This window comes from Micromonospora sp. CPCC 206061 (assembly GCF_036906915.1).
Taxonomy (GTDB): domain Bacteria; phylum Actinomycetota; class Actinomycetes; order Mycobacteriales; family Micromonosporaceae; genus Phytohabitans.
On the sequence record NZ_JBAKHX010000062.1, the window covers coordinates 1 to 21,014 of the forward strand.

Consider the following 21,014-nt stretch of genomic DNA (forward strand, 5'->3'; position numbering starts at 1 on the left):
CCCGCCCCGCGCGCCGCCCGCCCGGCCCCGCGTCCGCCCGCGCGCCGGCGGCTGCGCGCGCACGGCGCGCCCCGCTCTTCTCGCCGATCAAGGGCAAACGCACGTGTTTTGATCTCTTTTCCACGTGTATTTGCCCTTGATCGACGCGCAATCTTCCTTGATCGACGCTCCCCGGCGAGGACCGGTGCCGGCGAGCCGGTCGCGCTCCGCGAGAGGTGATCGGCCGGGCACGCCGGCTGTCCCGGCCGCCGATTCGCGGAAAAGAGCGCCTCCGCCCGCGCCTTCTCCGATGATTGCCTGCTACGCGCGGCGGGCGGCCCATGCGGTCGCCGAGACCCGCGCGAGCAGTGCGCAGGCCTCCTCGTCGGGGAGGTCGGTCGTGGTGCAGACGGCGATGGCGTACGGCGGCGCGTCGTCGGGGAAGACCACGCCCGCGCTGTGTCGGACGCCCGGCACCCAGCCGTTCTTGTGCGCGATTGGGGTGTCTGGAGGGAGGCCGGCGGCGAGGTCTTCGCGGCGTTCCTGGGCGAGCAGCACGTCGAGCATCGCGCGACAGGCCTCGGGCGACGCGAGGCCGCCCTCGCCGCTTCGTGGCGGGTCCGTGGCGTGGCGTGGCGCGTCCGGCCCGGCCGACGCGGTGGACGTGGGTGTCGAGTGGCCGGCGGCGTTTGGCGGCGCGCCAGCGGCGATCGCCGTTACCAGGGCGGCCAGGTCGGCGGCCGTCACGAGGTTTTCGATGCCGGCCTTGCGGGCGACCGCGTCTTCGATGCCGCGCACCGTGACGCTGTGGCGGGCGCCGACCTGGTCCCACACCTTCGCCACGGCGGGCAGGCCGGTGTGGCCGAGAACGATGTTCGTGGCGAGGTTGCTCGACCTCACGATCATGCGGGTGGCGAGCCAGCGTAGCGGCGCGGTGCCGCCGAGCCGCTCCCACACTGCGGGGTCACTGTCGTACTCGCGCGTGCACCCGTACGAACCGGACAGCGCGGACGGGAACACGTTGTGCACCGGCACGTCCGCGTCCAGGTTGACGTCCGAGCGGTACAGCGCCGCCAGCACCGCCGCTTTCATCGTGCTGGCGGCGTAGTGCGTGGCGTCTGGAAGCCGCGTATAGGTGGGCGGGCCGGCCAGCGGCCCCGTACAGACGGAGACCGTGCCGGGCACGGCGTCGAGGTCGTTGTCGAGCGCTCCCCAGTCCACGCGCCCATTCTCCGCGATCACCGCCGCCCGCGGGCGACGGCGTCCGCGCGGCCGGGCGCGGCGCGCCCGCGATCAAGGGCTTTCGTATGGATCAAGGGCAAACGCACGTGGAAAAGAGATCAAACCACGTGCATTTGTCCTTGATCGACGGGGAGAGGGGCGGCGCGGCGCGCCGCACCGCGAGGGCGGGCGCCAGGGGGCGTCAGGCGGTGTGCTTGCGGCGGGCGGCCGCTCGCGCGCGCTGGGTCTGGTCGAGGACGACCTTGCGGATTCTCACGGCCACCGGGGTGACCTCTACGCACTCGTCTTCGCGGCAGAACTCCAGGGCCTGCTCCAGCGACAGCTTGCGTGGTGGGATCACCTTCTCCGTCTCCTCGCTGGTGGAGGAGCGCATGTTGGTGAGCTTCTTCTCCTTGGTGATGTTGACGTCCATGTCGTCGGAGCGGGAGTTCTCGCCGACGATCATGCCCTCGTATACCTCGGTGGTGGGCTCGACGAACAGCGTGCCGCGTTCCTGGAGGTTGAGCATCGCGAACGGGGTGACCACGCCGGTCCGGTCGGCGACAAGCGAGCCGTTGCTCCGGGTGCGCAGCTCGCCGAACCATGGCTCGTACGACTCGAAGACGTGGTGCAGGATGCCTGTGCCCCGGGTGTCGGTGAGGAACTCGGTGCGGAAGCCGATCAGCCCGCGCGCCGGCACCAGCCACTCCATGCGTACCCAGCCGGTGCCGTGGTTGACGAGCTGCTCCATGCGGCCCTTGCGGGTGGCCAGCAGCTGGGTGATGGCTCCGAGGTACTCGTCGGGGGCGTCGATGGTGAGCCGCTCCACCGGCTCGCAGGTGCGTCCGTCGATCTCCCGGGTCACGACCTGGGGCTTGCCGACAGTCAGTTCGTACTGCTCGCGGCGCATCTGCTCGACCAGGATGGCGAGGGCCAGCTCGCCGCGGCCCTGCACCTCCCAGGTGTCGGGGCGGTCGGTCGGCAGCACCCGCAGCGACACGTTGCCGACCAGCTCCTTGTCCAGGCGGTCCTTGACCATTCGGGCGGTCACCTTGGCGCCCTTGACCCGGCCGACCAGTGGCGAGGTGTTGGTGCCGATGGTCATCGAGATGGCCGGCTCGTCGACGGTGATGCGGGGCAGCGGCCGGGGGTCGTCGGCATCGGCCAGCGTGTCGCCGATCATGATCTCGGGGATGCCGGCGACCGCCATGATGTCGCCTGGCCCGGCGCTCTCGGCGGGCTTGCGCTCCAGCCCGTCGGTCATCAACAGCTCGGAGATGCGTACCTTCTCGATGGTGCCGCCTTCGCGGCACCAGGCCACGGTCTGGCCCTTGCGGATCGTGCCCTGCCGTACCCGGCACAGCGCGAGCCGGCCGAGGAACGGCGACGCGTCCAGGTTGGTGACGTGCGCCTGGAGCGGGGCGCTCTCGTCGTACGCCGGCGCCGGGATGGTGCTTAGCAAGGTCTGGAAGAGCGGCTGGAGATTCGGGTTGTCGGGCAGGGCGCCGTCGGCCGGCTGGGTCAGGGAGGCCATGCCGTCGCGGGCGCAGGCGTAGATGATCGGGAAGTCGATCTGGCTGTCGTCGGCGTCGAGGTCGAGGAACAACTCGTACGTGTCGTCGACGACCTCCTTGATCCGGGCATCCGGCCGGTCGACCTTGTTGATGACCAGGATGATCGGCAGTCGGGCGCGGAGCGCCTTGCGCAGCACGAACCGGGTCTGCGGCAGCGGCCCTTCGCTCGCGTCGACCAGCAGCACCACGCCGTCGACCATGGTCAGGCCGCGCTCCACCTCGCCGCCGAAGTCGGCGTGGCCAGGGGTGTCGATGATGTTGATGGTGACGGCCTCGCCGTCGGCCGGCCGGTAGCTGATCGCCGTGTTCTTGGCGAGGATCGTGATGCCCTTCTCCCGCTCCAGGTCCATCGAGTCCATCACGCGATCGGTCATCTCGGCCCGAGCGTGGAACTGGCCGCCCTGCCGCAGCATGGCATCGACCAGGGTGGTCTTGCCGTGGTCGACGTGGGCGATGATGGCGACGTTGCGGAGATCGGAGCGGGTCTGCATGCCTCTATTCTCCCGTGCCTGAGATCAACCGAGCGAGCCGGGGCACTGGGGTGTTACCCGGATGACCCGGTGGGCGGCGCCTGGCATGCTGGCTGACGTGGTCGGGGGAGAACCATGTCAGACGTGCTGAGCCTGCTCGAGGCGCTGCCGCCGGTGCTGATCTACATCGTCGCGGCGGTCCTGGTTGCTACCGAGACCGCGGTGATAGTGGGGCTGGTGCTGCCTGCTGAGGCGACGCTGCTGACGGTGGGCTTCCTGGCCTACCTGGGCACGCTGCGCCTGGCGCCGGCGATCGCGGTGATGATCGGGGCCGCGCTGGTCGGCGACGCGCTCGCCTTCCGCAGCGGGCGGCGGCACGGTGCGCGGCTGCGGGCCAGCCGGGTGGGGGTCCGGGTCGGCGAGGAGCGCTGGCGCAAGGCCGACGCGATGGTCAACCGGATGGGCGGGCGGGCCATGTTCGGTGCGCGGTGGCTGGCGTTCGTCCGCACGCTGGCGCCGCGCCTGGCCGGCACCGCGGGTATGCCGTACCGGCGGTTCGCGCCGTGGAACGCGGCCGGTGTCGTCACCTGGGTCGGCGCGTCGGTGCTCCTCGGGTACCTGGCCGGCGAGTCGTACGAGACGGTCTCCCGGTACCTGGGCAAGGCGACCGGCGCGGTGCTGATCCTGCTCGCGGCGATCGTCGGGATCGTCCTGACCGGACGGTGGCTGGGCCGCAACCCCGATCCAGCGCGGGCACTCGCGGCCCGCGCGGGCGCGCTGCCGCCGCTGCGGTGGGTGACGCAACGGTACGGTGTGCTCTTCTTCCTGCTGTCCATGCAGATCGGGCCGGGCTGGGCGCTGGTCATCAACCTGGCCGCCGGCATGCTGCTGCTGTTCGGCATCGGGCTGGCGATGGCGTGGCTGGTCGAGGGTGTGGTGCGGCACAGCGGACTGTCCCTCATCGACAACGCGATCGCGAACTGGTTCGCCGATCAGCGCACTCCGGGCACCGCCCGAGCAGCCGACCTGGTCATCGAGGTGCTGCGCCCGCAGTACCTGATCGCCGCCGTCGCCGTGGCCGCCGTGGTGCTGGGCTGGCGCAGCCGGGCCTGGCGCGGCGACCTCGTGAGCGTGGTCGGCACGGTCGGTGCGTTCGTCCCGCTGCTCGTGCTCGCCGTGGTCGAGCAGTTGCTGCCGGAGCGGTTCTTCCTCACCCAGCTCGCGGTCGTGACCGCGAGCCTGTGCACGCTGGCCTGGATGGTCTCGCAGCGTACCCGCTGGCCGGCGGCCGTCGGCGCCTGGACCGCGGCAACGGTCGCGGTCGTGGTCGTGTCGGGCGCGCGCGTGTACGTCAGCTGGAATACGGCCAGCCAGACGGTCACCTCGGTGCTGCTCGGCGCACTTTGGACGGCGGTCTTCATCGTCGCGTGGCGCACCCGCGACCGGGCCGCAAACTCGCAGGTCAACGTTGAGTTGCCGGTCGGTTGAGGAGTGGCATCATCAGCAGATGGCAGAACTGCAACGGCGCACCCTGCTGCGCGGCACCGTCGCCGCGAGCGGAGCCCTGATAGGTGGGCCCTTCCTGGGCTTCGTCAACCGCGCGAACGCGGCGGCCCCCACCGGGCACTCGCCGCAACTTGGTCCCATCGCCGACCTGCGTGACGGCAAGGTCCGGCTGTGGCTACCCGACGGATTCCAGTACCGATCCTTCCATGACACCGAGTTTCCCGTGACGCTCGACGACGGCACCGCGCTGCCTGGGCGGCACGACGGGATGGGCGCGTTCCGCGGCCGGTACGGCACCATCCGCCTTGTCCGAAACCACGAGGTGAACAACCCCGGCCCGGCCTTCGGTGACGCAAGCGCGGCGTACGACCCGATGGCGCAGGGCGGCACCACCACGGTCGAGGTGACCAAGTACGGCGAGGTGGTGAGCGGCTACACGAGCTGCAACGGCACGATGATGAACTGCTCCGGCGGCCAGATGCCGTGGGGCAGCTGGATCACGTGCGAGGAGACCATCAACGGGCCGGATGTCGGGCCCGACTTCACCGGCGCGTCCAACGTGCCGCTCAAGCAGCCGCACGGGTTCATCTTCGAGGTCCCCGTGCGCGGCCAGTCGGACCGGGAGCCGATCACCGCGGCGGGGCGGTTCGCGCACGAGTCGGTCGCGTTCGACCCGCGCAGCGGATACCTGTACCTGACCGAGGACAACTTCGGCTGGCCGTCCGGCTTCTACCGGTACAAGCCGCGCAAGCACCCGATGAAGACCGGGAAACTGGGCAACCGCGGCCGGCTGCAGATGCTGAAGGTGCGCGGGCGGCGCAACCTGAACCTGGCGGCGGCGCAGCCGCGGCGCGCCTCGTACCGGGTCGAGTGGGTCGACATCGACGACCCGGCGCCGTCGTTCCCGTATACGCCGGGGCAGGAGGCGCCGACCACCAACGACACCGCGCTCACATACGTGGCGCGGCAGGGCTGGGAGCAGGGCGCGGCGTACTTCTCGCGTCTGGAAGGCTCGGCGTACGACGACGGCATCGTCTACTTCACCGCCACGCAGGGCGGCGGGCCGGCGGAGACGTCGCTCGGCCCGATCGAGGACGGGTACGGCAACGGCAGCGGGCAGATCTGGGCGTACGACACGCGCGCGTCGGTGCTGCGGCTGGCGTACGAGTCGCCAGGGCCGGACGTGCTCGACTTCCCGGACAACGTGACCACGAGCCCGCGCGGCACGCTCGTGGTCTGCGAGGACAACGTCGACAACAACTACCTGCGCGGGCTGACCCGGCGCGGGCGGCTCTTCGACATCGCACTCAACCGGCTCACGAGCAGCACGGGCGTGGACCGGTCGAACGACGAGTTCGCCGGGTCTACGTTCAGCCCCGACGGGCACACCCTCTTCGTCAACATCCAGGCCAGCCGGGGCATGACGTTCGCAATCTGGGGGCCGTGGCACCGCATCGGCGTGTAGCTCAATTAGGAGTAAGTTTCTCATTTGCCACGTGAGTGTCAAAACGGGCAAATAGTATCTCTACATGGTAGGGGTGCGTAGTGGCGTCATCGTGGTGGTGCTCGTAGCGGGGGTCGGCGTCGCCCCGGCGGCCCAGGCCGCCGGGGCCACACCCACGGTGCGAAGCGGGGGAACGGGACTCAACATGCGGGCCGGCGCGTCCACGGCGGACGCCGTCGCGGGCAGGCTCCGCGAGGGCGCGCGGCTCACGGTCACCTGTCAGGTGTACGGGGAGCTGATCGCCGGTACCCAGGGGCGCACTCCGATGTGGAACAGGCTGTCCAACGGCCGGTACGTCGCGGATGCCTACGTCCACTGGAACCCCGGGCGCCCTTGGGTGCACTGGTGTGGCCCGCGCGGCGCCGTCCTGCCGACCGTCCGCACCGGCATCGGCCCGCTCAACGTCCGCTCCGGCCCCGGCACACGCTTCGCCCGCGTGGGCCGGATCGCCGAGGGGCAGGTACTGGCCGTCGAATGCCAGGTGTGGGGCGAGTTGGTCGCCGGCAAGGTGCGGCGCTCGGCGGCGTGGAACAGGCTGCCCGGCGGGCGGTACGTCGCCGACGCGTACACGGTGTGGAGCCCGCACCTGCCGACCCTGCCGTGGTGCGGGCAGCAGGCGCCGAGCACGCCGGCGGCGAACGCGGCGCAGTTCATCGCGCGCACCAGCGGGCCGGCGCGAGCCGGTTTCCGGCAGTACAAGGTGCCGGCGTCGGTCACCATCGCGCAGGCGATCCTGGAATCCGGCTGGGGGCGTAGCTGGCTGGCGCGGCGCGACCACAGCTACTTCGGCATCAAGTGCTTCGGCAACCCCGGCGGCATCGCGCTCGGCTGCCGCTCGTACGCCACACACGAGTGCGACGGCAAGAAGTGCTACCCGACCACCGCACAGTTCCGGGCGTACCGCAACGCGAACGGCTCCTTCGCCGACCACGGCCGGTTTCTGACCGTCAATCCCCGGTACCGCAACGCGTTCAGGTACAGCCACGACCCGAACAGGTTCGCCGTCGAGATACACAAGGCCGGGTACGCCACCTCACCGACGTACGCGCAGAACCTCATCAAGCTGATGAAGGCCCACAACCTCTACCGGTTCGACCGCTGAGCAAGCCACTCGTCCTCGGCGGCGTAGTCGAAGAAGTCCATGCCGTGTAGCTCATTCAGGCGTGGGAACGCGTCGCTTTCCCGCCTTTCGCGAGCCTCGCCGACCAGCCAGTCCACTGTGGCCGGTAGCGACTCGGTGTACCTGGTCACCGGCTCGTACCCCAGCTCGCGTGCCGCCGCGGACATGTCCAGCACGAACGGGCGCGGGATCGACCATGGCGTGTCGCCCACCACGTCGGCGGGCGGTGGCCCGTCGATCAGCACTTCCTCCGCCTCGTACCCGAGCACCGCGTGGATCGTCGCCCCGATCTCGCGTACCGTCGGCGCCTCCGGGTCGGCGGCGTTGAGCGCGCGGGTGCCCGGCTTGGCGGCGGCGAGCCGGATCAGCTCGGCCAGGTTCGCGGTGGCCGTGGGTTGGAAGCGGCTCTCCCCTTTATGGGCGAGGATCCGGTGCCGGCGGCCGTCCAGCGCCCGCCGGACGAAATGCCACTCGCGCAGGAACTCGCTGTGCGGGCCGTGGATAGCGGCCGGGCGGAGCACGGTGGTCGGCAGCGTGTCGCCGGCGTCCAGCAGGACTCGCTCCAGAGCCGCCTTGCCGGCCGCGTAGTCGCCGTCGCCGGGTGCCACGGTGGATTGCGCCTCCGTTATCGGTACCGGAAACTCGCCACCCAGGCCGCGCCCGGCGGCGTCGGCGTAGACCGCGGCGCTGGAGACGACCACCGCGGACCCAATCCGGTCCGCGAGCCCCCGCAGTTGCGCCGCGTGACCGGCGTCGTACCCGAGGACGTCGACCACCACGTCGACGCCGTCCCCGACGGCGGCGGCCAGCTGGGCGTCGTCGCCGCGGTCGAGGCGCACCTCGCGTACTCCCAGGTCCGCGGGCCAGTGACCACCGGGGTGGCGGCTCGCGGCCCGCACCTCCCAGCCGTCACGCACGAGGGCGGGCACGGCGGCCCAGCCGATCTGCCCGGTGGCACCGATGACCAGCGCGATCTTGTCCATGCGGCCACGCTAGGCCTCGACGCGGGAAGCGCCCATCGGGTTCGCGACGGGCGGAATCGTTGAACTTCTGGCCGCCGGGCGCCGTACTCCCCGGCGCGGTGAGCGAGGGAGGCGGCGCGGTGCCGCCCGACCGAGCGAACCAGAAGGCATAGCCGTCTAGGGGAGGTTCCGCATGCGTGTCCGGCTTACCGTGACCGCACTGCTCGCTGCCGGCGCGATGACGCTGGCTGGTTGTGGTGGCGACCCCGCCCCTGCTTTCGAGGAGGCCGCGGGACCACCCGCATCACAGGCGGCCGTCGCTGGTGAGGCCACTGCTGGTGAGGCCGCCGCCGTGGTAGTGCCGTCCATCCTCAAGTTCCAGGGAAAGACGCTCGAAGGCCAGTCGTTCGACGCCACCAGCCTCGCCGGAAAGCCGACCGTGCTGTGGTTCTGGGCGCCGTGGTGCGCCACGTGCTTCGGCCAGGCCGCCTCGGTCTCCGACATGCAGCGGGCGCACGGCGACAAGGTGAACCTGCTCGGCATCGCCGGCCTCGGCAAGCTCGACGAGATGAAGCAGTTCGTTACGGAGGGCGACGTCGCCAACGTCAAGCACCTCAACGACGCGTCCGGCGCGGTGTGGAAGAAGTTCCAGATCGCCGAACAGAGCACCTACCTGATCCTCGACAAGGAGGGCAAGGTGCTGAACAAGGGCTGGATGGACAGCATGCAGTTCGAAGGCAAGGTCGCCGAGCTGGCGAAGTGACATGACGCAGACCACGCTCGTCCTGGCGCTCACCGCGGGCATGCTCGCGGCGGTCAACCCGTGCGGCTTCGCGCTGCTGCCCGCGTACCTTTCTCTTCTTGTATCCGAGGGGGACGGTGGCAGTGGCGCGGTCCGGCGGGCGCTGGTCTCGACCGCCGCGATGACCGCCGGGTTCGTCGCGGTGTTCGGCACTTTCGGGCTGGCGCTGGCGCCCGCCGCCGGTTGGATACAGCAGCGCCTGCCGTGGGTCACCGTCGCGTTGGGACTGTCGCTTGTGGTAGCCGGCGTCTGGCTCACCGCCGGGCGCGCGCTGCCAGCGCTGTGGCGCGGCCCGAAGGCGCCGGCCTTGCGGCGCAGCGTGCCGTCGATGGTGCTCTTCGGCGCCGCCTACGCTGCCGCCTCACTGAGCTGCACAATCGGCCCGTTCCTGGCCATCGTCGTGGCGAGCATGCGCGCCGGTTCCACCGGCGCCGGGATCGGGCTCTTCCTCGCGTACGCCGTTGGCATGGGCCTGTCGGTGGGCGTGGCGGCGCTGGCCGTGGCGCTGCTGCGCACCTCACTCATCCGTTCGGTGCGGCGGGCCGGGACCGCCATCGCGCGGGCCGGCGGCGTGCTTCTGGTGCTGGCCGGCGGATACGTGGCGTACTACGGCGGCTACGAGATCAGGCTCGCGTCCGACGCGTCCGCTGTGGACGATCCAGTGATCGCGGCCGCGTCGCGGGTGCAGCACTGGCTCTCCGGCAGTCTCAGCAGCGCGGGCGTGTCGACGATCGCGGTCGTCTTCGCGGCGCTGCTGGTGTCGGCACTGGCGCTGCGCCGGTACCGGTCCCGCCTTGCCGAGGCGCAGGCAGGCGGTGGCCCGGACTCAGAAGTCCGCGACGACGTGGGGGACCAGCCGCGGGAAGAGCGCGCGCAGCTCGCCAGCGGCGTCGGCGGGCACGGCGCCGAGCCCGCGTAGCGGCAGCTCCTCCGGGTCCAGCACGCCGTACACCAGGGCGGAGAGCCCGGCGGCGCTCAAAGTGGCTCCCGCCGCGCCGCCTGCGCTGCTCACCTCCAGTGTTCCGCCGCGGCCGTCGAGCGTGAACGATCCTTTGAGGAACGGGTCGTCGACCACCTCCACGGTTAGCCTGCCCGGACCGGTTTGGATGCCGGCGAGCGCTTCCATGGACAGCACGCGGGCCATCGGGGCGTTGCCACTCGGGATCACCGTGCGCGCCTCCACCGTCACTTGGAAATCGGTGCCCCACAGCTCGGGCAGCTCGTACGCCGGGATCCCGGCCACCACACGGGACACCTGGTCGACGTGCCGGGCGAGGAACCGCAGCAGCAGCATCCGGCTCAGCGGGGTGGTGACGAGCAGGTCGTCGACCAGCAGCTCGCCGTCGTAGCCGGTCACCTTGTACGCCGCCGCGCCAACTACCTGGTCGTCGACCCGGGCGGTCACGAGCCAGCGTTCGTCGTCGTCGCGCAGCCGCGCGTCCCGGAAGTCGGGAAAGACCGCGAACCCGTGCCGCTCCCGCGCCAGCCGCAGCGTGAACTCCCGGTACGCGCCGTACCCGGCACCCATCCGTTCCCACACCACGTCGCCAGGCAGGTCGGCGCGGACCAGGTCGCCAAGATCACCAGGAGAGAAGGTGGCAGTACGACGTTTGGGCAGGGCGGCGTAGCCGAAACGGGCATAGAACGAGGGCCGGAAGGGGTAGAGGGCGCTGACTGGATGGCCCTCGTCGCGCATCTCGCCGAGTAGCGCGGTGAGCAGCTTGCGCACATGGCCCTGCCGGCGAGCCAGCGGATGCGTGACCACACCCGCGATCCCGGCCATCGGCAGGAGCTGACCGCGCACGTTCTGCCGCATCGGAATCGCGGTGACCGCGGCCAGCACCGTGTCGCCATCCTCCGCCACGAGCGTGCGATTGCCCTCGTTGTACGGCAACCGGTCGCGCCAGCGATCGGCGGTCGCCGCTGGAGCCGGCGAGCCCTCGAAGGCGTACGCCTGAAGGGGAAACGAGTGGCTGAGGCGCTCCTCGGCGCTGATGCGACGGACCTGCATGCCCCCCAGTAAACCCTTAGGGCCATCCCCCTCCTCCGCCGGACAGGTGAATCAGGGTGAAGTCGGTGTCCGGCCCGGATGGAAGTGCGACGATCATTCGGGAGGCTGTCGCTATGGCAGTAATGACGGGGGTTGAGAGGTTACAGCACGAGCGGCGGACAGTCGACAGTGGAGCGTCGCCGATCCGCTTGGTGCCGCAGATCGCGATTCTGATCGGGGCGATCTGTGTGTACTTCGGTGTGCGCGGCGCCACCGAAGGATCCGTGTCCCAGGCGCTGGCGAACGCCCAGCGGGTGGTCGACTTCGAGCGGTTCCTCGGGATCTATCACGAGCCGTGGCTCCAGGAGACGTTCGCCAGCTCCGCGACGGTCAAGACGTTCTTCAACTGGATCTACATCTGGGGGCACTGGCCGGTCATCGCGGTCACGCTGATCTGGCTCGCCCGCCGCCATCCCGCGATCTATCTGCGCACCCGGAACGCGATGATGCTGTCCGGCGGCATCGGGATGATCATCTTCGCGGCGTTTCCGGTGGCACCGCCCCGGCTCGCCGAGCTTGGCATGATCGACACGGTGACGGTGAGCTCGCACGCGTACCGGGTGCTCCAGCCGCCGATGTTCACCAACCAGTACGCCGCCGTGCCCAGCCTGCACGTCGGCTGGGACCTGCTGATCGGTATCGCCATCGCGGTCGCCGCGCGACGGCTGTGGGTCCGCGTGATCGGCGTGATCATGCCGGTCGCGATGACGGCCGCCGTCGTCCTGACCGCCAACCACTACCTGGTCGACGCGGTTGCCGGAGCGGCCCTGACCACGGCGGCCTGGTTCGCCTGCGGCTGGTGGCTCCGCCGCCGCGCCCCAGGCTCCCTTCCAGCCCTCGCGCGGGTGCCGCTCCAGACGCCCGCTCCGGCGTCCGCGGTCGCGCGGGCGCAGCGCCCCGCACCCGCGCTGGCTCGGACGCCGGCCGCGACGCTGCCCGTGGCTGTGCCGGTGAGGCCCGCGGTGCCCGCTCCGTCCGGGGCGGCGATGTCCGCGACGCCGGCCCTCGCGACGCCGGCCCTCGCTCGCCGATCAAGGGCAAACGCACGTGATTCGATCTCCATTCCGCGTGCATTTGCCCTTGATCAACGCGAAAGTCCTTGATCGGCGATCCGACCGCGGTGCGTGGGGGCGCGGCGCGTGGGGGCGCGGCCGGATCGGCTGGGTGGGGCCCGGCGGTGGTGCGGCGTGATCGCACCCCGCCGGGCCTCTGTCGGGTCGGGCATCGAGATCTTGGCGTAGCAACGAGATCTCGATGCCCGACCCTCGCGCAAACACGACAAAACGCCCAGCGGTGCGCGCATCCGTACGCCACCCGGCGGTCCGCGTCGAGATCTTGCCGAGTTAGGAGCCGCGCTGCCAGACGCGGAGTCCGCGCCGCTCCAGCGCTGCGGGGCGGTGCTGGTCGATGGAGGTGGCGGCGCGGAGCGCGGGCCGCGAGCCCGCGTGCGCGGCGATGCCCTTGCCGGGCGGCCGGCATGACACCACCTGCGGCGTGGGGTGCGGGCGGCGGCGCGGAGCGCCAGGCTGGGGGTGGGTGGCGGCGTCGGGTGCGGGTGTCGGCGTGGGGTGCGGGCGGCGGTGGCACGGGGGTGGGTGCGGCGCGGGGTTCCGGTGGCGGCGCAAAGCGCCGGGCTGGGGTACGGGTGCCGGCGTGGGTGCGGGTGCGGGTGCCGCCTGGGGTGCGGACGGTGGCACGGGGAGGGTGTGGCGCGGGGTTGCGGCGGCGGCGCGGAGCGCCGATCAAGGAACTTTGCGTCGATCAAGGGCAAGTGCACGTGGAAAGGAGATCGAACCACGTGTATTTGGCCTTGATCGGCGGGCGGGGAGGGGCGGCGAGGGCCGTGTTAGGTGGTTAGTATGTATTGACAAAGTCGCGGGCTGGATAGAACAGTGGGCGTAACAACGCTGCCACTTTTCAGAAATCCAGGAGGCCGCATCCATGCGCATCGGACTCGCCGGCGTCGGCCGGATCGGTGCTTTTCACGCCGAGACACTGAGAGGGCTCGATCATGTCGAGTCACTCGTGGTGGCCGATGCCGACCCGGACCGGGCGGCCAGCATCGCGGCCAAGCTGGGCGGGTCGGTGACCGCGGTGGAGACGCCCGCGGAGCTGTTCACCGCCGGCATCGATGGGCTGGCCATCGCGGCCGCGACCGACGCGCACGCGGGGCTGATCCTGGACGCGGTCGAGGCGGGGCTGCCGGTGTTCTGCGAAAAGCCGGTCGCGCCGGACGTCCCGGGCACGCTCGCCGTGCTCGACCGGGTGGCGCGCTCGACGGTACAGGTGCATATCGGTTTCCAGCGGCGCTTCGACGCGGGATTCACAGCCGCGCGCGACGCTGTCCAGAGTGGACGGCTGGGCTGGGTGCACACGCTGCGGGCCGGCACGCTGGACCCGGCGCCGCCGCCGGCGGAGTACATCGCCACGTCGGGCGGGTTCTTCAAGGACTGCAGCGTGCACGACTTCGACATCATCCGCTGGGTCACCGGCCGCGAGGTGGTCGAGGTGTACGCGGTGGGTGCCAACCGGGGTGAGGACTTCTTCCGGGAGGCGGACGACATCGACACGAGCGCCGCGGTGCTTACGCTCGACGACGACACGATCGCCCTGGTGTCCGGCACCCGATACAACGCGGCCGGGTACGACGTGCGGCTGGAGGTGCTCGGCGCGAAGGACAGCGTCTCCGTCGGGCTCGACGACCGGCTGCCGCTGCGTTCAGCCGAGCCCGGGGTGGCGTGGCCGGCCGGCACGCCGTACCCGAACTTCATGGAACGCTTCCGCGACGCGTACATCGCGGAGCTCACCGCCTTCACCGACCTGGTGGCGGGCAACGGTGAGTCTCCGTGCACGGTCGCGGACGCGCTGGAGGCGTTCTACGTCGCCGAGGCGTGTGACCTGTCGCGTCGTGAGCACCGTCCCGTCGCGGTCGCGGAGGTGCGGCGGTGAGGCTGAACATCGCGGGCGCGCCCATCTCGTGGGGTGTGTGCGAGGTCCCCGGGTGGGGCTACCAGTTGCCGGCCGAGCGGGTACTGGCCGAGATGAAGGAAGCCGGCATCACGGCGACCGAGTTTGGGCCGGACGGCTACCTGCCCGACGAGCATGAGGCGCGCACGGCGCTGCTGTCGGCGTACGGGCTGAGCGCCATCGGTGGGTTCGTGCCGGTGGTGCTGCACGACCCCGACCACGACCCGCTGCCAGCGCTGCGCCGCACCGCTGAGCGGTTCGCGGAGGGCGGGGCGGAGGTCGTGGTGCTGGCCGCCGATACCGGTGGCACCGGATACGACTCCCGGCCCGACTTGGACGAGCGCGGCTGGCGGTCGCTGCTGTCCAATCTGGACGCTGCTGTGGTGGTGGTGGCGGAGGCCGGGCTGACCGCGACGCTGCACCCGCACGTGGGCACGATGGTGGAGCGGGCGCCGGAGGTCGAGCGGGTGCTCGCCGACTCGGGCATCCCGCTGTGCCTCGACACCGGCCACCTGCTGATCGGCGGCACCGACCCGGCGCTGCTGGCGGCGCGGGCGCCGGAGCGGATCGAGCACGTGCACCTCAAGGACGTCGAGGCTGGTCTGGCGGCGCGGGTACGCGCGGGCGAGCTGACGTACACCGACGCCGTGCGCGCCGGCATGTACCGGCCGCTGGGCACGGGCGACGTGGACGTCCCCTCTATCGTGCGCGGGTTGGCCGCCTCGGGATACCAGGGCTGGTTCGTGCTGGAGCAGGACAAGGTGCTCGACGGCCCCGACGCGGACCCGCTCGCCGATGTGCTGTCCAGTGTGGAATACCTGCGGAGCATCAGATGACGTTCGACGTGCTGACGATGGGGCGGATCGGTGTCGACATCTATCCGCTCCAGGTCGGCGTTGGGTTGGCCGAGGTGGAGACGTTCGGCAAGTACCTCGGCGGCAGCGCCACCAATGTGGCGGTGGCCGCCGCCCGGCACGGCTACCGGGTGGCGGTCATCACCCGCACTGGTGCGGACCCGTTCGGCGAGTTCATCCACAAGGCACTGCGCGGGTACGGGGTCGACGACCGGTACGTGACGCCGGTCGAGCACCTGCCCACCCCGGTGACGTTCTGCGAGATCTTCCCGCCCGACGACTTCCCGCTGTATTTCTACCGGTACCCGACGGCTCCGGACCTCCAGATCAAGCAGGACGAGCTGGACCTCGACGCGATCCGCTCCGCGGGCGTGTTCTGGGTCACCGGCACCGGGCTGTGCGAGGAGCCGAGCCGGTCCGCGACGCTGGCCGCGCTGAAGGCGCGCGACCGCGCGGGAATCACCGTGCTCGACCTGGATTACCGGCCGATGTTCTGGCCCTCACGCGAAGAGGCCCGGCGCTGGGTCCAGGAAGCGTTGCCGTACGCGACCGTCGCGGTCGGCAACCTCGACGAGTGCTTCACCGCCGTGGCCGAGCGCGAGCCGGCCGCCGCCGCCAAGGCCCTGCGCGACCGGGGCGCCGACCTCGCCGTCGTGAAGCAGGGACCGCGCGGCGTGCTGGCCGTCGACGCGAGCGGGTCGGTGGAGGCGCCGCCGTTCCCGGTCGAGGTCGTGAATGGACTGGGCGCGGGTGACGCGTTCGGCGGGGCACTGTGCCACGGGCTGCTGTCGGGATGGGACACCGGAGACATCATGCGCTTCGCGAACGTCGCGGGCGCGATCGTCGCTGGCCGGCTGGCGTGCTCGGACGCTATGCCGACCACGGCTGAAGTACTGGAAACGGGGAAGTTGGATGTTCGCTGACCACCTGATGGAGATCGTGCGGACGCGGATGCACAAGCCCGCCGCGATCGCGGAGGCGGCGGCTCGGCGCCGGCCGGGCGCGATCGGCGGTCGGCTGGTGCTCGTGGCCGCCGACCACCCGGCGCGTGGCGCGCTGCGGGCCGGCAGTCGCCCGCTGGCGATGGCCGACCGCGCCGACCTGCTGGAGCGGCTGTGCGTGGCGCTGTCGCGGCCCGGGGTCGATGGCGTGCTGGGCACCGCGGACATCCTGGAAGACCTGCTGCTTCTCGGTGCGTTGGAACGCAAGGTTGTCATCGGTTCGATGAACCGCGGGGGCCTCGCCGGCACGGTGTTCGAAATGGACGACCGGTTCACCGGCTACAGCGCCGGCGCGATCGCCGCGATGGGCTTCGACGGCGGCAAGATGCTGCTGCGGATCGACCCGGACGACCCGGCGACCGTGTCCACGATGGAGGCCAGCGCTCGGGCGGTCGACGAGCTCGCCGCGCACCGGCGGATGGCGATGGTGGAGCCGTTCATCTCGCACCGGGTGGACGGGCGGGTGCACAACGACCTGACCTCGGAGGCGATGATCCGCGCTATCGCGGTGGCCTCGGGGCTGGGTGGCACGTCGGCGTACACGTGGCTGAAGGTGCCGGTGGTGCCGGACATGGAGCGGGTGATGGCCGCCTCCACGCTGCCCGCGCTGCTGCTGGGCGGCGAGGTGCCGGCGGACCGGGACGCCGCGTTCTCCGGCTGGCAGAAGGCGCTGCAACTGCCCACGGTCAAGGGGATCGTGGCCGGACGGTCGCTGCTCTATCCGAGCGACGACGACGTGGCGGCCGCGGTCGACACGGCGGTGAGTCTGCTGTGAAGTACTACCTGCCACAGTGCACCGAGGTCACGCCCGAGTCGGCCGGTTGGGCGTACTCGGGATTGACGATCCTGGAGCTGGCGCCCGGCGGTGCGCGAGAGTTCCGGACGGGCGACGACGAAGTGATGGTTGTCCCGCTGTCCGGGGCGTGCTCGGTGTCGTGTGACGGCTTCGCCGCCGACCTGGAGGGGCGGCCGGACGTCTTCGCCGGCCCCACCGACGTGGCGTACGTGCCGCGGGACACCACCGTCATGGTGTCGAGTGTGGACGGTGGTCGCTTCGCGGTGCCGGCCGCGCGGGCCCGCCGCCGGCTCGAACCGCGCTACATAGCGAAGGACGCCGTGCCGGTCGAGCTGCGCGGCGCCGGCAACTGCTCGCGCCAGGTCAACAACTTTGGTACTCCCGACGCGTTCCCCTTCGCTGACCGGCTGATCGCCTGCGAGGTGCTGACTCCAGCCGGCAACTGGTCGTCGTACCCGCCGCACAAGCACGACGAGGAGCGGCCCGGCGAGTCCGTGCTGGAGGAGATCTACTACTTCGAGATTTCCGGCGACGGTCCGGCGTACCAAAGGGTGTACGGCGAAGGGATCGATGTGCTCGCCGAGGTCCGTCAGGGCGATGTCGTGCTGGTGCCGCACGGCTGGCACGGGCCGTCGATGGCCGCTCCCGGCTACGACCTGTACTACCTCAACGTGATGGCCGGACCGGCCGACGAGCGCGCTTGGCTGGTCTGCGACGACCCGGCGCACGGCTGGATCCGCGGCACCTGGGCCGATCAGCCCGTGGACCCACGGTTACCGTTCGGAGTGGATAGATGAGATTGACCGTCGCGCAGGCGACCGTCCGGTTCCTCGCCGCGCAGCACAGCGAGCGGGACGGCGCCCGGCAGAAGCTGTTCGACGGCTGCTTCGGCATCTTCGGGCACGGCAACGTGGCCGGGCTGGGCCAGGCGCTGATGGAGGCGGAGCTGCATACGCCCGGCGCGCTGCCCTATCTACAGGCCCGCAACGAGCAGGCCATGGTGCACGCCGCGGCCGCGTACGCCCGGATGCGTAACCGGCTCACCACGCTGGCCTGTACGTCGTCGATCGGCCCCGGCGCCACCAACATGGTGACCGGTGCCGCGCTCGCCACCATCAACCGGCTGCCGGTGCTGCTGCTGCCCGGTGACGTGTTCGCAACCCGGGCCGCCGACCCGGTGCTGCAGCAGCTGGAGGACCCGCGCCAGTACGACGTGTCGGTCAACGACGCGTTCCGGCCCGTGTCCCGGTACTTCGACCGGGTGTGGCGCCCGGAGCAGCTGCCGTCGGCGTTGCTGTCGGCCATGCGGGTGCTGACCGACCCGGCGGAGACCGGCGCGGTCACGCTCGCGCTGCCGCAGGACGTACAGGCCGAGGCGTTCGACTGGCCGCAGGAGCTGTTCGAGCACCGGGTATGGCACGTGTCGCGGCCGGTGCCCGAGCCGGCGGCGCTGGCCCGCGCGGTCGACGTGATCCGCTCGGCCCGCCGGCCGCTGATCGTCGCCGGTGGCGGCGTGTCCTACTCGGACGCCACCGAGGCGCTGCGGCTGTTCGTGGAGGCCACCGGCGTACCGGTCGCCGAGACCCAGGCGGGCAAGGGCTCCCTGCGGTACGACCACCCGCTTTCGCTGGGCGCGGTCGGCAGCACCGGCACCACCGCTGCCAACCAGATCGCCCGGCAGGCCGACGTGGTCATCGGCGTCGGCACCCGGTACAGCGACTTCACCACGGCCTCGCGCACGGCGTTCGCCGAGAGCGGCGTGCGGTTCGTCAACGTCAACGTGGCCGCCTTCGACGCTGCCAAGCACGCCGGTGTCGCGGTCGTCGCGGACGCCCGGGAAGCGCTGCTGGCGCTGGCCGAGGCGCTGAGCGGCTGGTCGGTCGACCCGGCGTACCGCGAGCAGGCGCGCCGGCTGGCGGCCGAGTGGGACGAGACGGTGGAGCGGGCGTACCACCTCGGGCACGGCCCGTTGCCGGCCCAGTCGGAGGTGATCGGGGTCGTCAACGAGGTGTCCCAGCCGCGCGACGTGGTGGTGTGCGCGGCCGGCTCGATGCCCGGCGACCTGCACAAGCTGTGGCGCACCCGGGATCCGAAGGGATACCACGTCGAGTATGGGTACTCCTGCATGGGATACGAGATCGCGGGAGGATTAGGAGCCAAGATGGCTCTGAACCGGCAAGGCGAACCCGACCGGGACGTCTTCGTCATGGTCGGCGACGGCTCCTACCTGATGATGTCGCAGGAGCTGGTGACCGCCGTCCAGGAGCGGATCAAGCTCATCGTGGTGCTGGTGCAGAACCACGGGTTCGCGTCGATCGGCGCGCTGTCGGAGAGCGTCGGCGCTCCCCGCTTCGGCACCTGGTACCGGTACCGCAACCCGGACACCGGCCGGCTGGACGGCGACGTGCTGCCCGTCGACCTCGCCGCCAACGCGGCGAGCCTGGGCGTGCGGGTGCTGCGGGCGAAGGGCGTCGACGAGCTGCGCGCGGCCCTGACAGACGCGAAGGCGCACGACGGGCCGACGCTCGTCCACGTCGACGCCGACCCGCTCGTGTACGCGCCGAGCAGCGAGGCGTGGTGGGACGTGCCGGTCGCCGAGGTGTCCGAACTGGACGCCACCCGGCAGGCCCGCAAGCAGTACGAGGCCGCGAAGACCAACCAGCGGTCATATCTGAGGGGAACGAAGCAGTGAGGACCATCGAGCACTGGATCGGCGGCAAGCTGACCGCTGGCGCGGCAACCCGGCGCGGCGCGGTCTGGAACCCGGCCACCGGCCAGCAGCAGGCAGAGGTCGTGCTGGGTGGCGCGGGCGACGTCGACGAGGCGGTGCGCACCGCGCGGGTCGCGTTCGGGGAGTGGTCGCAGTCGTCGCTGAGCAAGCGGGCGAAGGTGCTGTTCTCCTTCCGAGAGCTGGTCAACCGCCGCATGGACGAGCTCGCCGAGATCATCTCGGACGAGCACGGCAAGGTGGTGTCGGACGCCCGCGGTGAGGTGCAGCGCGGCCTGGAGGTGGTCGAGTTCGCCTGCGGCATCCCGCACCTACTCAAGGGCGACTACTCCGACCAGGTCTCCACCGGCGTCGACACGTACTCGTTCCGCGAGCCGCTGGGCGTGGTCGCCGGCATCACCCCGTTCAACTTCCCGGCGATGGTGCCGATGTGGATGCATCCGATCGCCATCGCCTGCGGCAACACGTTCGTGCTCAAGCCGAGTGAGCGCGACCCGTCCGCGTCGCTGCTGGTTGCGCAGCTGTGGGCCGAGGCCGGCCTGCCCGACGGGGTCTTCAACGTGGTGCACGGCGACAAGGAGGCGGTCGACGCGCTGCTCGACCACTCCGACGTCGCGGCGGTGTCCTTTGTGGGCTCCACGCCGATCGCCCGGTACATCCACGAGCGCGGCACGGCCAGCGGCAAGCGGGTGCAGGCGCTCGGCGGCGCCAAGAACCACGCGATCGTGCTGCCGGACGCCGATTTGGACTACGCCTCGGACCACCTGGTGGCAGCCGCGTTCGGCTCGGCGGGGGAGCGCTGCATGGCGATCTCCGCGACCGTGGCGGTCGGCGACGCGGGCGAGGCGTTGGTCGAGGCGGTCAGCGCCAAGGCGGCGGCGGTGAAGGTCGGCCCGGGGCGCGACGCGTCCAGCGAGATGGGCCCGGTCGTGACGAGCGCCGCCCGGGACCGGATCGTCGGGTTCATCGACTCCGGCGAGCGGCAGGGCGCGCGGATCGCGGTCGACGGGCGCGGCCTGGTGGTGCCCGGGTACGAGGACGGCTTCTTCGTCGGCCCGACCGTTGTCGACGCGGTCACGCCCGAGATGGACGTGTACCGCGAGGAGATCTTCGGCCCCGTGTTGTCGGTGTTGCGGGCCGACACGGTGGACGCGGCCATCGCGCTGGTCAACGCGAACCCGTACGGCAACGGCACGGCCATCTTCACCTCCAGCGGTGAGGCGGCGCGCCGCTTCCAGCGCGGTGTCCAGGTTGGAATGATCGGCATCAACGTCCCCATCCCGGTGCCGATGGCGTACTACTCGTTCGGCGGTTGGAAGGACTCGCTCTTCGGCGACAAGCACGTGCACGGGCCGGAGGGCATCTCGTTCTACACCCGCGCGAAGGTGGTCACCTCCCGGTGGCCGCACGTGTCGCACCCTGCCGGTGCCAGCTACCACTTCCCGACGATGCACTGATCCAGCGACCGCGCCCCTGATTC

General features: G+C 71.0%; 18 protein-coding genes. 13 read left to right on the top strand and 5 right to left on the bottom strand.

Annotated features, from left to right (window positions below; genetic code table 11):
* Nucleotides 1-300 precede the first annotated feature (300 nt).
* Nucleotides 301-1,200, bottom strand: coding sequence for a serine hydrolase (locus V6V89_RS30230; RefSeq protein WP_334622895.1), 900 nt, complete (start codon nucleotides 1,198-1,200; stop codon nucleotides 301-303).
* A gap of 202 nt (nucleotides 1,201-1,402) precedes the next feature.
* Nucleotides 1,403-3,265, bottom strand: a complete 1,863-nt coding sequence (gene typA / locus V6V89_RS30235) for a translational GTPase TypA (RefSeq protein ID WP_334622896.1) — start codon at nucleotides 3,263-3,265, stop codon at nucleotides 1,403-1,405.
* A 114-nt stretch (nucleotides 3,266-3,379) separates the two neighbouring features.
* On the opposite strand from typA, the gene V6V89_RS30240 reads away from it, so the two are divergent.
* The 3 genes from V6V89_RS30240 (at nucleotide 3,380) to gsmA (ending at nucleotide 7,356) form a co-directional block, all read left to right on the top strand.
* Nucleotides 3,380-4,732, top strand: coding sequence for a DedA family protein (locus V6V89_RS30240; RefSeq protein WP_334622897.1), 1,353 nt, complete (start codon nucleotides 3,380-3,382; stop codon nucleotides 4,730-4,732).
* A gap of 19 nt (nucleotides 4,733-4,751) precedes the next feature.
* Nucleotides 4,752-6,215, top strand: coding sequence for a PhoX family protein (locus V6V89_RS30245; protein ID WP_334622898.1), 1,464 nt, complete (start codon nucleotides 4,752-4,754; stop codon nucleotides 6,213-6,215).
* Nucleotides 6,216-6,279: 64 nt separating this feature from the next.
* Nucleotides 6,280-7,356: a sporangiospore maturation cell wall hydrolase GsmA gene (gsmA, locus tag V6V89_RS30250; RefSeq protein WP_334622899.1), complete on the top strand. Its 1,077-nt coding sequence runs from the start codon at nucleotides 6,280-6,282 to the stop codon at nucleotides 7,354-7,356.
* Here the strand turns inward: gsmA and V6V89_RS30255 are convergent.
* Nucleotides 7,338-8,357 (bottom strand): NAD-dependent epimerase/dehydratase family protein, encoded by a 1,020-nt coding sequence (locus tag V6V89_RS30255; RefSeq protein WP_334622900.1) that lies wholly within the window; start codon nucleotides 8,355-8,357, stop codon nucleotides 7,338-7,340. The genes gsmA and V6V89_RS30255 overlap by 19 nt on opposite strands.
* A gap of 172 nt (nucleotides 8,358-8,529) precedes the next feature.
* Here V6V89_RS30255 and V6V89_RS30260 point away from each other — a divergent pair, with 172 nt between their 5' ends.
* Together V6V89_RS30260 and V6V89_RS30265 are read left to right on the top strand one after the other, a co-directional pair.
* Nucleotides 8,530-9,099, top strand: a complete 570-nt coding sequence (locus V6V89_RS30260) for a redoxin domain-containing protein (protein WP_334622901.1) — start codon at nucleotides 8,530-8,532, stop codon at nucleotides 9,097-9,099.
* 1 nt (nucleotide 9,100) lies between these two features.
* Nucleotides 9,101-10,057 (top strand): cytochrome c biogenesis CcdA family protein, encoded by a 957-nt coding sequence (locus tag V6V89_RS30265; protein WP_334622902.1) that lies wholly within the window; start codon nucleotides 9,101-9,103, stop codon nucleotides 10,055-10,057.
* On the opposite strand, the gene V6V89_RS30270 is transcribed toward V6V89_RS30265, so the two are convergent.
* Complete coding sequence (locus V6V89_RS30270; protein ID WP_334622903.1) at nucleotides 9,965-11,149, bottom strand: GNAT family N-acetyltransferase; 1,185 nt, start codon at nucleotides 11,147-11,149, stop codon at nucleotides 9,965-9,967. The genes V6V89_RS30265 and V6V89_RS30270 overlap by 93 nt on opposite strands.
* 122 nt (nucleotides 11,150-11,271) lie before the next feature.
* On the opposite strand from V6V89_RS30270, the gene V6V89_RS30275 reads away from it, so the two are divergent.
* Nucleotides 11,272-12,291: a phosphatase PAP2 family protein gene (locus V6V89_RS30275; protein WP_334622904.1), complete on the top strand. Its 1,020-nt coding sequence runs from the start codon at nucleotides 11,272-11,274 to the stop codon at nucleotides 12,289-12,291.
* A gap of 240 nt (nucleotides 12,292-12,531) precedes the next feature.
* Here V6V89_RS30275 and V6V89_RS30280 read toward each other — a convergent pair whose 3' ends face one another.
* Nucleotides 12,532-12,885, bottom strand: a complete 354-nt coding sequence (locus V6V89_RS30280) for a hypothetical protein (RefSeq protein WP_334622905.1) — start codon at nucleotides 12,883-12,885, stop codon at nucleotides 12,532-12,534.
* Between the two features lie 244 nt (nucleotides 12,886-13,129).
* On the opposite strand from V6V89_RS30280, the gene V6V89_RS30285 reads away from it, so the two are divergent.
* Genes V6V89_RS30285 through V6V89_RS30315 form a run of 7 tightly spaced genes read left to right on the top strand, consistent with a single transcriptional unit; the run spans nucleotide 13,130 to nucleotide 20,991 of the window.
* Nucleotides 13,130-14,137, top strand: a complete 1,008-nt coding sequence (locus V6V89_RS30285; protein ID WP_334622906.1) for a Gfo/Idh/MocA family protein — start codon at nucleotides 13,130-13,132, stop codon at nucleotides 14,135-14,137.
* The gene (locus V6V89_RS30290; RefSeq protein WP_334622907.1) at nucleotides 14,134-14,991 is read left to right on the top strand and encodes a TIM barrel protein; all 858 of its coding nucleotides are present in this window, start codon (nucleotides 14,134-14,136) and stop codon (nucleotides 14,989-14,991) included. The genes V6V89_RS30285 and V6V89_RS30290 overlap by 4 nt, the downstream gene beginning before the upstream one ends.
* Nucleotides 14,988-15,932, top strand: coding sequence for a 5-dehydro-2-deoxygluconokinase (gene iolC, locus V6V89_RS30295; RefSeq protein WP_334622908.1), 945 nt, complete (start codon nucleotides 14,988-14,990; stop codon nucleotides 15,930-15,932). The genes V6V89_RS30290 and iolC overlap by 4 nt, the downstream gene beginning before the upstream one ends.
* Nucleotides 15,922-16,785, top strand: a complete 864-nt coding sequence (locus V6V89_RS30300; protein WP_334622909.1) for a Cgl0159 family (beta/alpha)8-fold protein — start codon at nucleotides 15,922-15,924, stop codon at nucleotides 16,783-16,785. The genes iolC and V6V89_RS30300 overlap by 11 nt, the downstream gene beginning before the upstream one ends.
* A complete protein-coding gene (gene iolB, locus V6V89_RS30305; RefSeq protein ID WP_334622910.1) occupies nucleotides 16,782-17,603 on the top strand; it encodes a 5-deoxy-glucuronate isomerase in 822 nt (273 codons plus the stop codon). Before V6V89_RS30300 ends, iolB begins: the two co-directional genes overlap by 4 nt.
* The gene (gene iolD, locus V6V89_RS30310) at nucleotides 17,600-19,498 is read left to right on the top strand and encodes a 3D-(3,5/4)-trihydroxycyclohexane-1,2-dione acylhydrolase (decyclizing) (RefSeq protein WP_334622911.1); all 1,899 of its coding nucleotides are present in this window, start codon (nucleotides 17,600-17,602) and stop codon (nucleotides 19,496-19,498) included. The genes iolB and iolD overlap by 4 nt, the downstream gene beginning before the upstream one ends.
* Nucleotides 19,495-20,991: a CoA-acylating methylmalonate-semialdehyde dehydrogenase gene (locus V6V89_RS30315; RefSeq protein WP_334622912.1), complete on the top strand. Its 1,497-nt coding sequence runs from the start codon at nucleotides 19,495-19,497 to the stop codon at nucleotides 20,989-20,991. The genes iolD and V6V89_RS30315 overlap by 4 nt, the downstream gene beginning before the upstream one ends.
* Nucleotides 20,992-21,014: the final 23 nt, after the last annotated feature.

Excerpts from the sequence above, each read along its gene's own strand:
- typA (WP_334622896.1), bottom strand. The coding sequence starts at position 3,265 with ATGCAGACCCGCTCCGATCTCCGCAACGTCGCCATCATCGCCCACGTC.
- V6V89_RS30240 (WP_334622897.1), top strand. The coding sequence starts at position 3,380 with ATGTCAGACGTGCTGAGCCTGCTCGAGGCGCTGCCGCCGGTGCTGATC.
- V6V89_RS30245 (WP_334622898.1), top strand. The coding sequence starts at position 4,752 with ATGGCAGAACTGCAACGGCGCACCCTGCTGCGCGGCACCGTCGCCGCG.
- gsmA (WP_334622899.1), top strand. The coding sequence starts at position 6,280 with ATGGTAGGGGTGCGTAGTGGCGTCATCGTGGTGGTGCTCGTAGCGGGG.
- V6V89_RS30255 (WP_334622900.1), bottom strand. The coding sequence starts at position 8,357 with ATGGACAAGATCGCGCTGGTCATCGGTGCCACCGGGCAGATCGGCTGG.
- V6V89_RS30260 (WP_334622901.1), top strand. The coding sequence starts at position 8,530 with ATGCGTGTCCGGCTTACCGTGACCGCACTGCTCGCTGCCGGCGCGATG.
- V6V89_RS30265 (WP_334622902.1), top strand. The coding sequence starts at position 9,101 with ATGACGCAGACCACGCTCGTCCTGGCGCTCACCGCGGGCATGCTCGCG.
- V6V89_RS30270 (WP_334622903.1), bottom strand. The coding sequence starts at position 11,149 with ATGCAGGTCCGTCGCATCAGCGCCGAGGAGCGCCTCAGCCACTCGTTT.
- V6V89_RS30275 (WP_334622904.1), top strand. The coding sequence starts at position 11,272 with ATGACGGGGGTTGAGAGGTTACAGCACGAGCGGCGGACAGTCGACAGT.
- V6V89_RS30285 (WP_334622906.1), top strand. The coding sequence starts at position 13,130 with ATGCGCATCGGACTCGCCGGCGTCGGCCGGATCGGTGCTTTTCACGCC.
- iolC (WP_334622908.1), top strand. The coding sequence starts at position 14,988 with ATGACGTTCGACGTGCTGACGATGGGGCGGATCGGTGTCGACATCTAT.
- V6V89_RS30300 (WP_334622909.1), top strand. The coding sequence starts at position 15,922 with ATGTTCGCTGACCACCTGATGGAGATCGTGCGGACGCGGATGCACAAG.
- iolD (WP_334622911.1), top strand. The coding sequence starts at position 17,600 with ATGAGATTGACCGTCGCGCAGGCGACCGTCCGGTTCCTCGCCGCGCAG.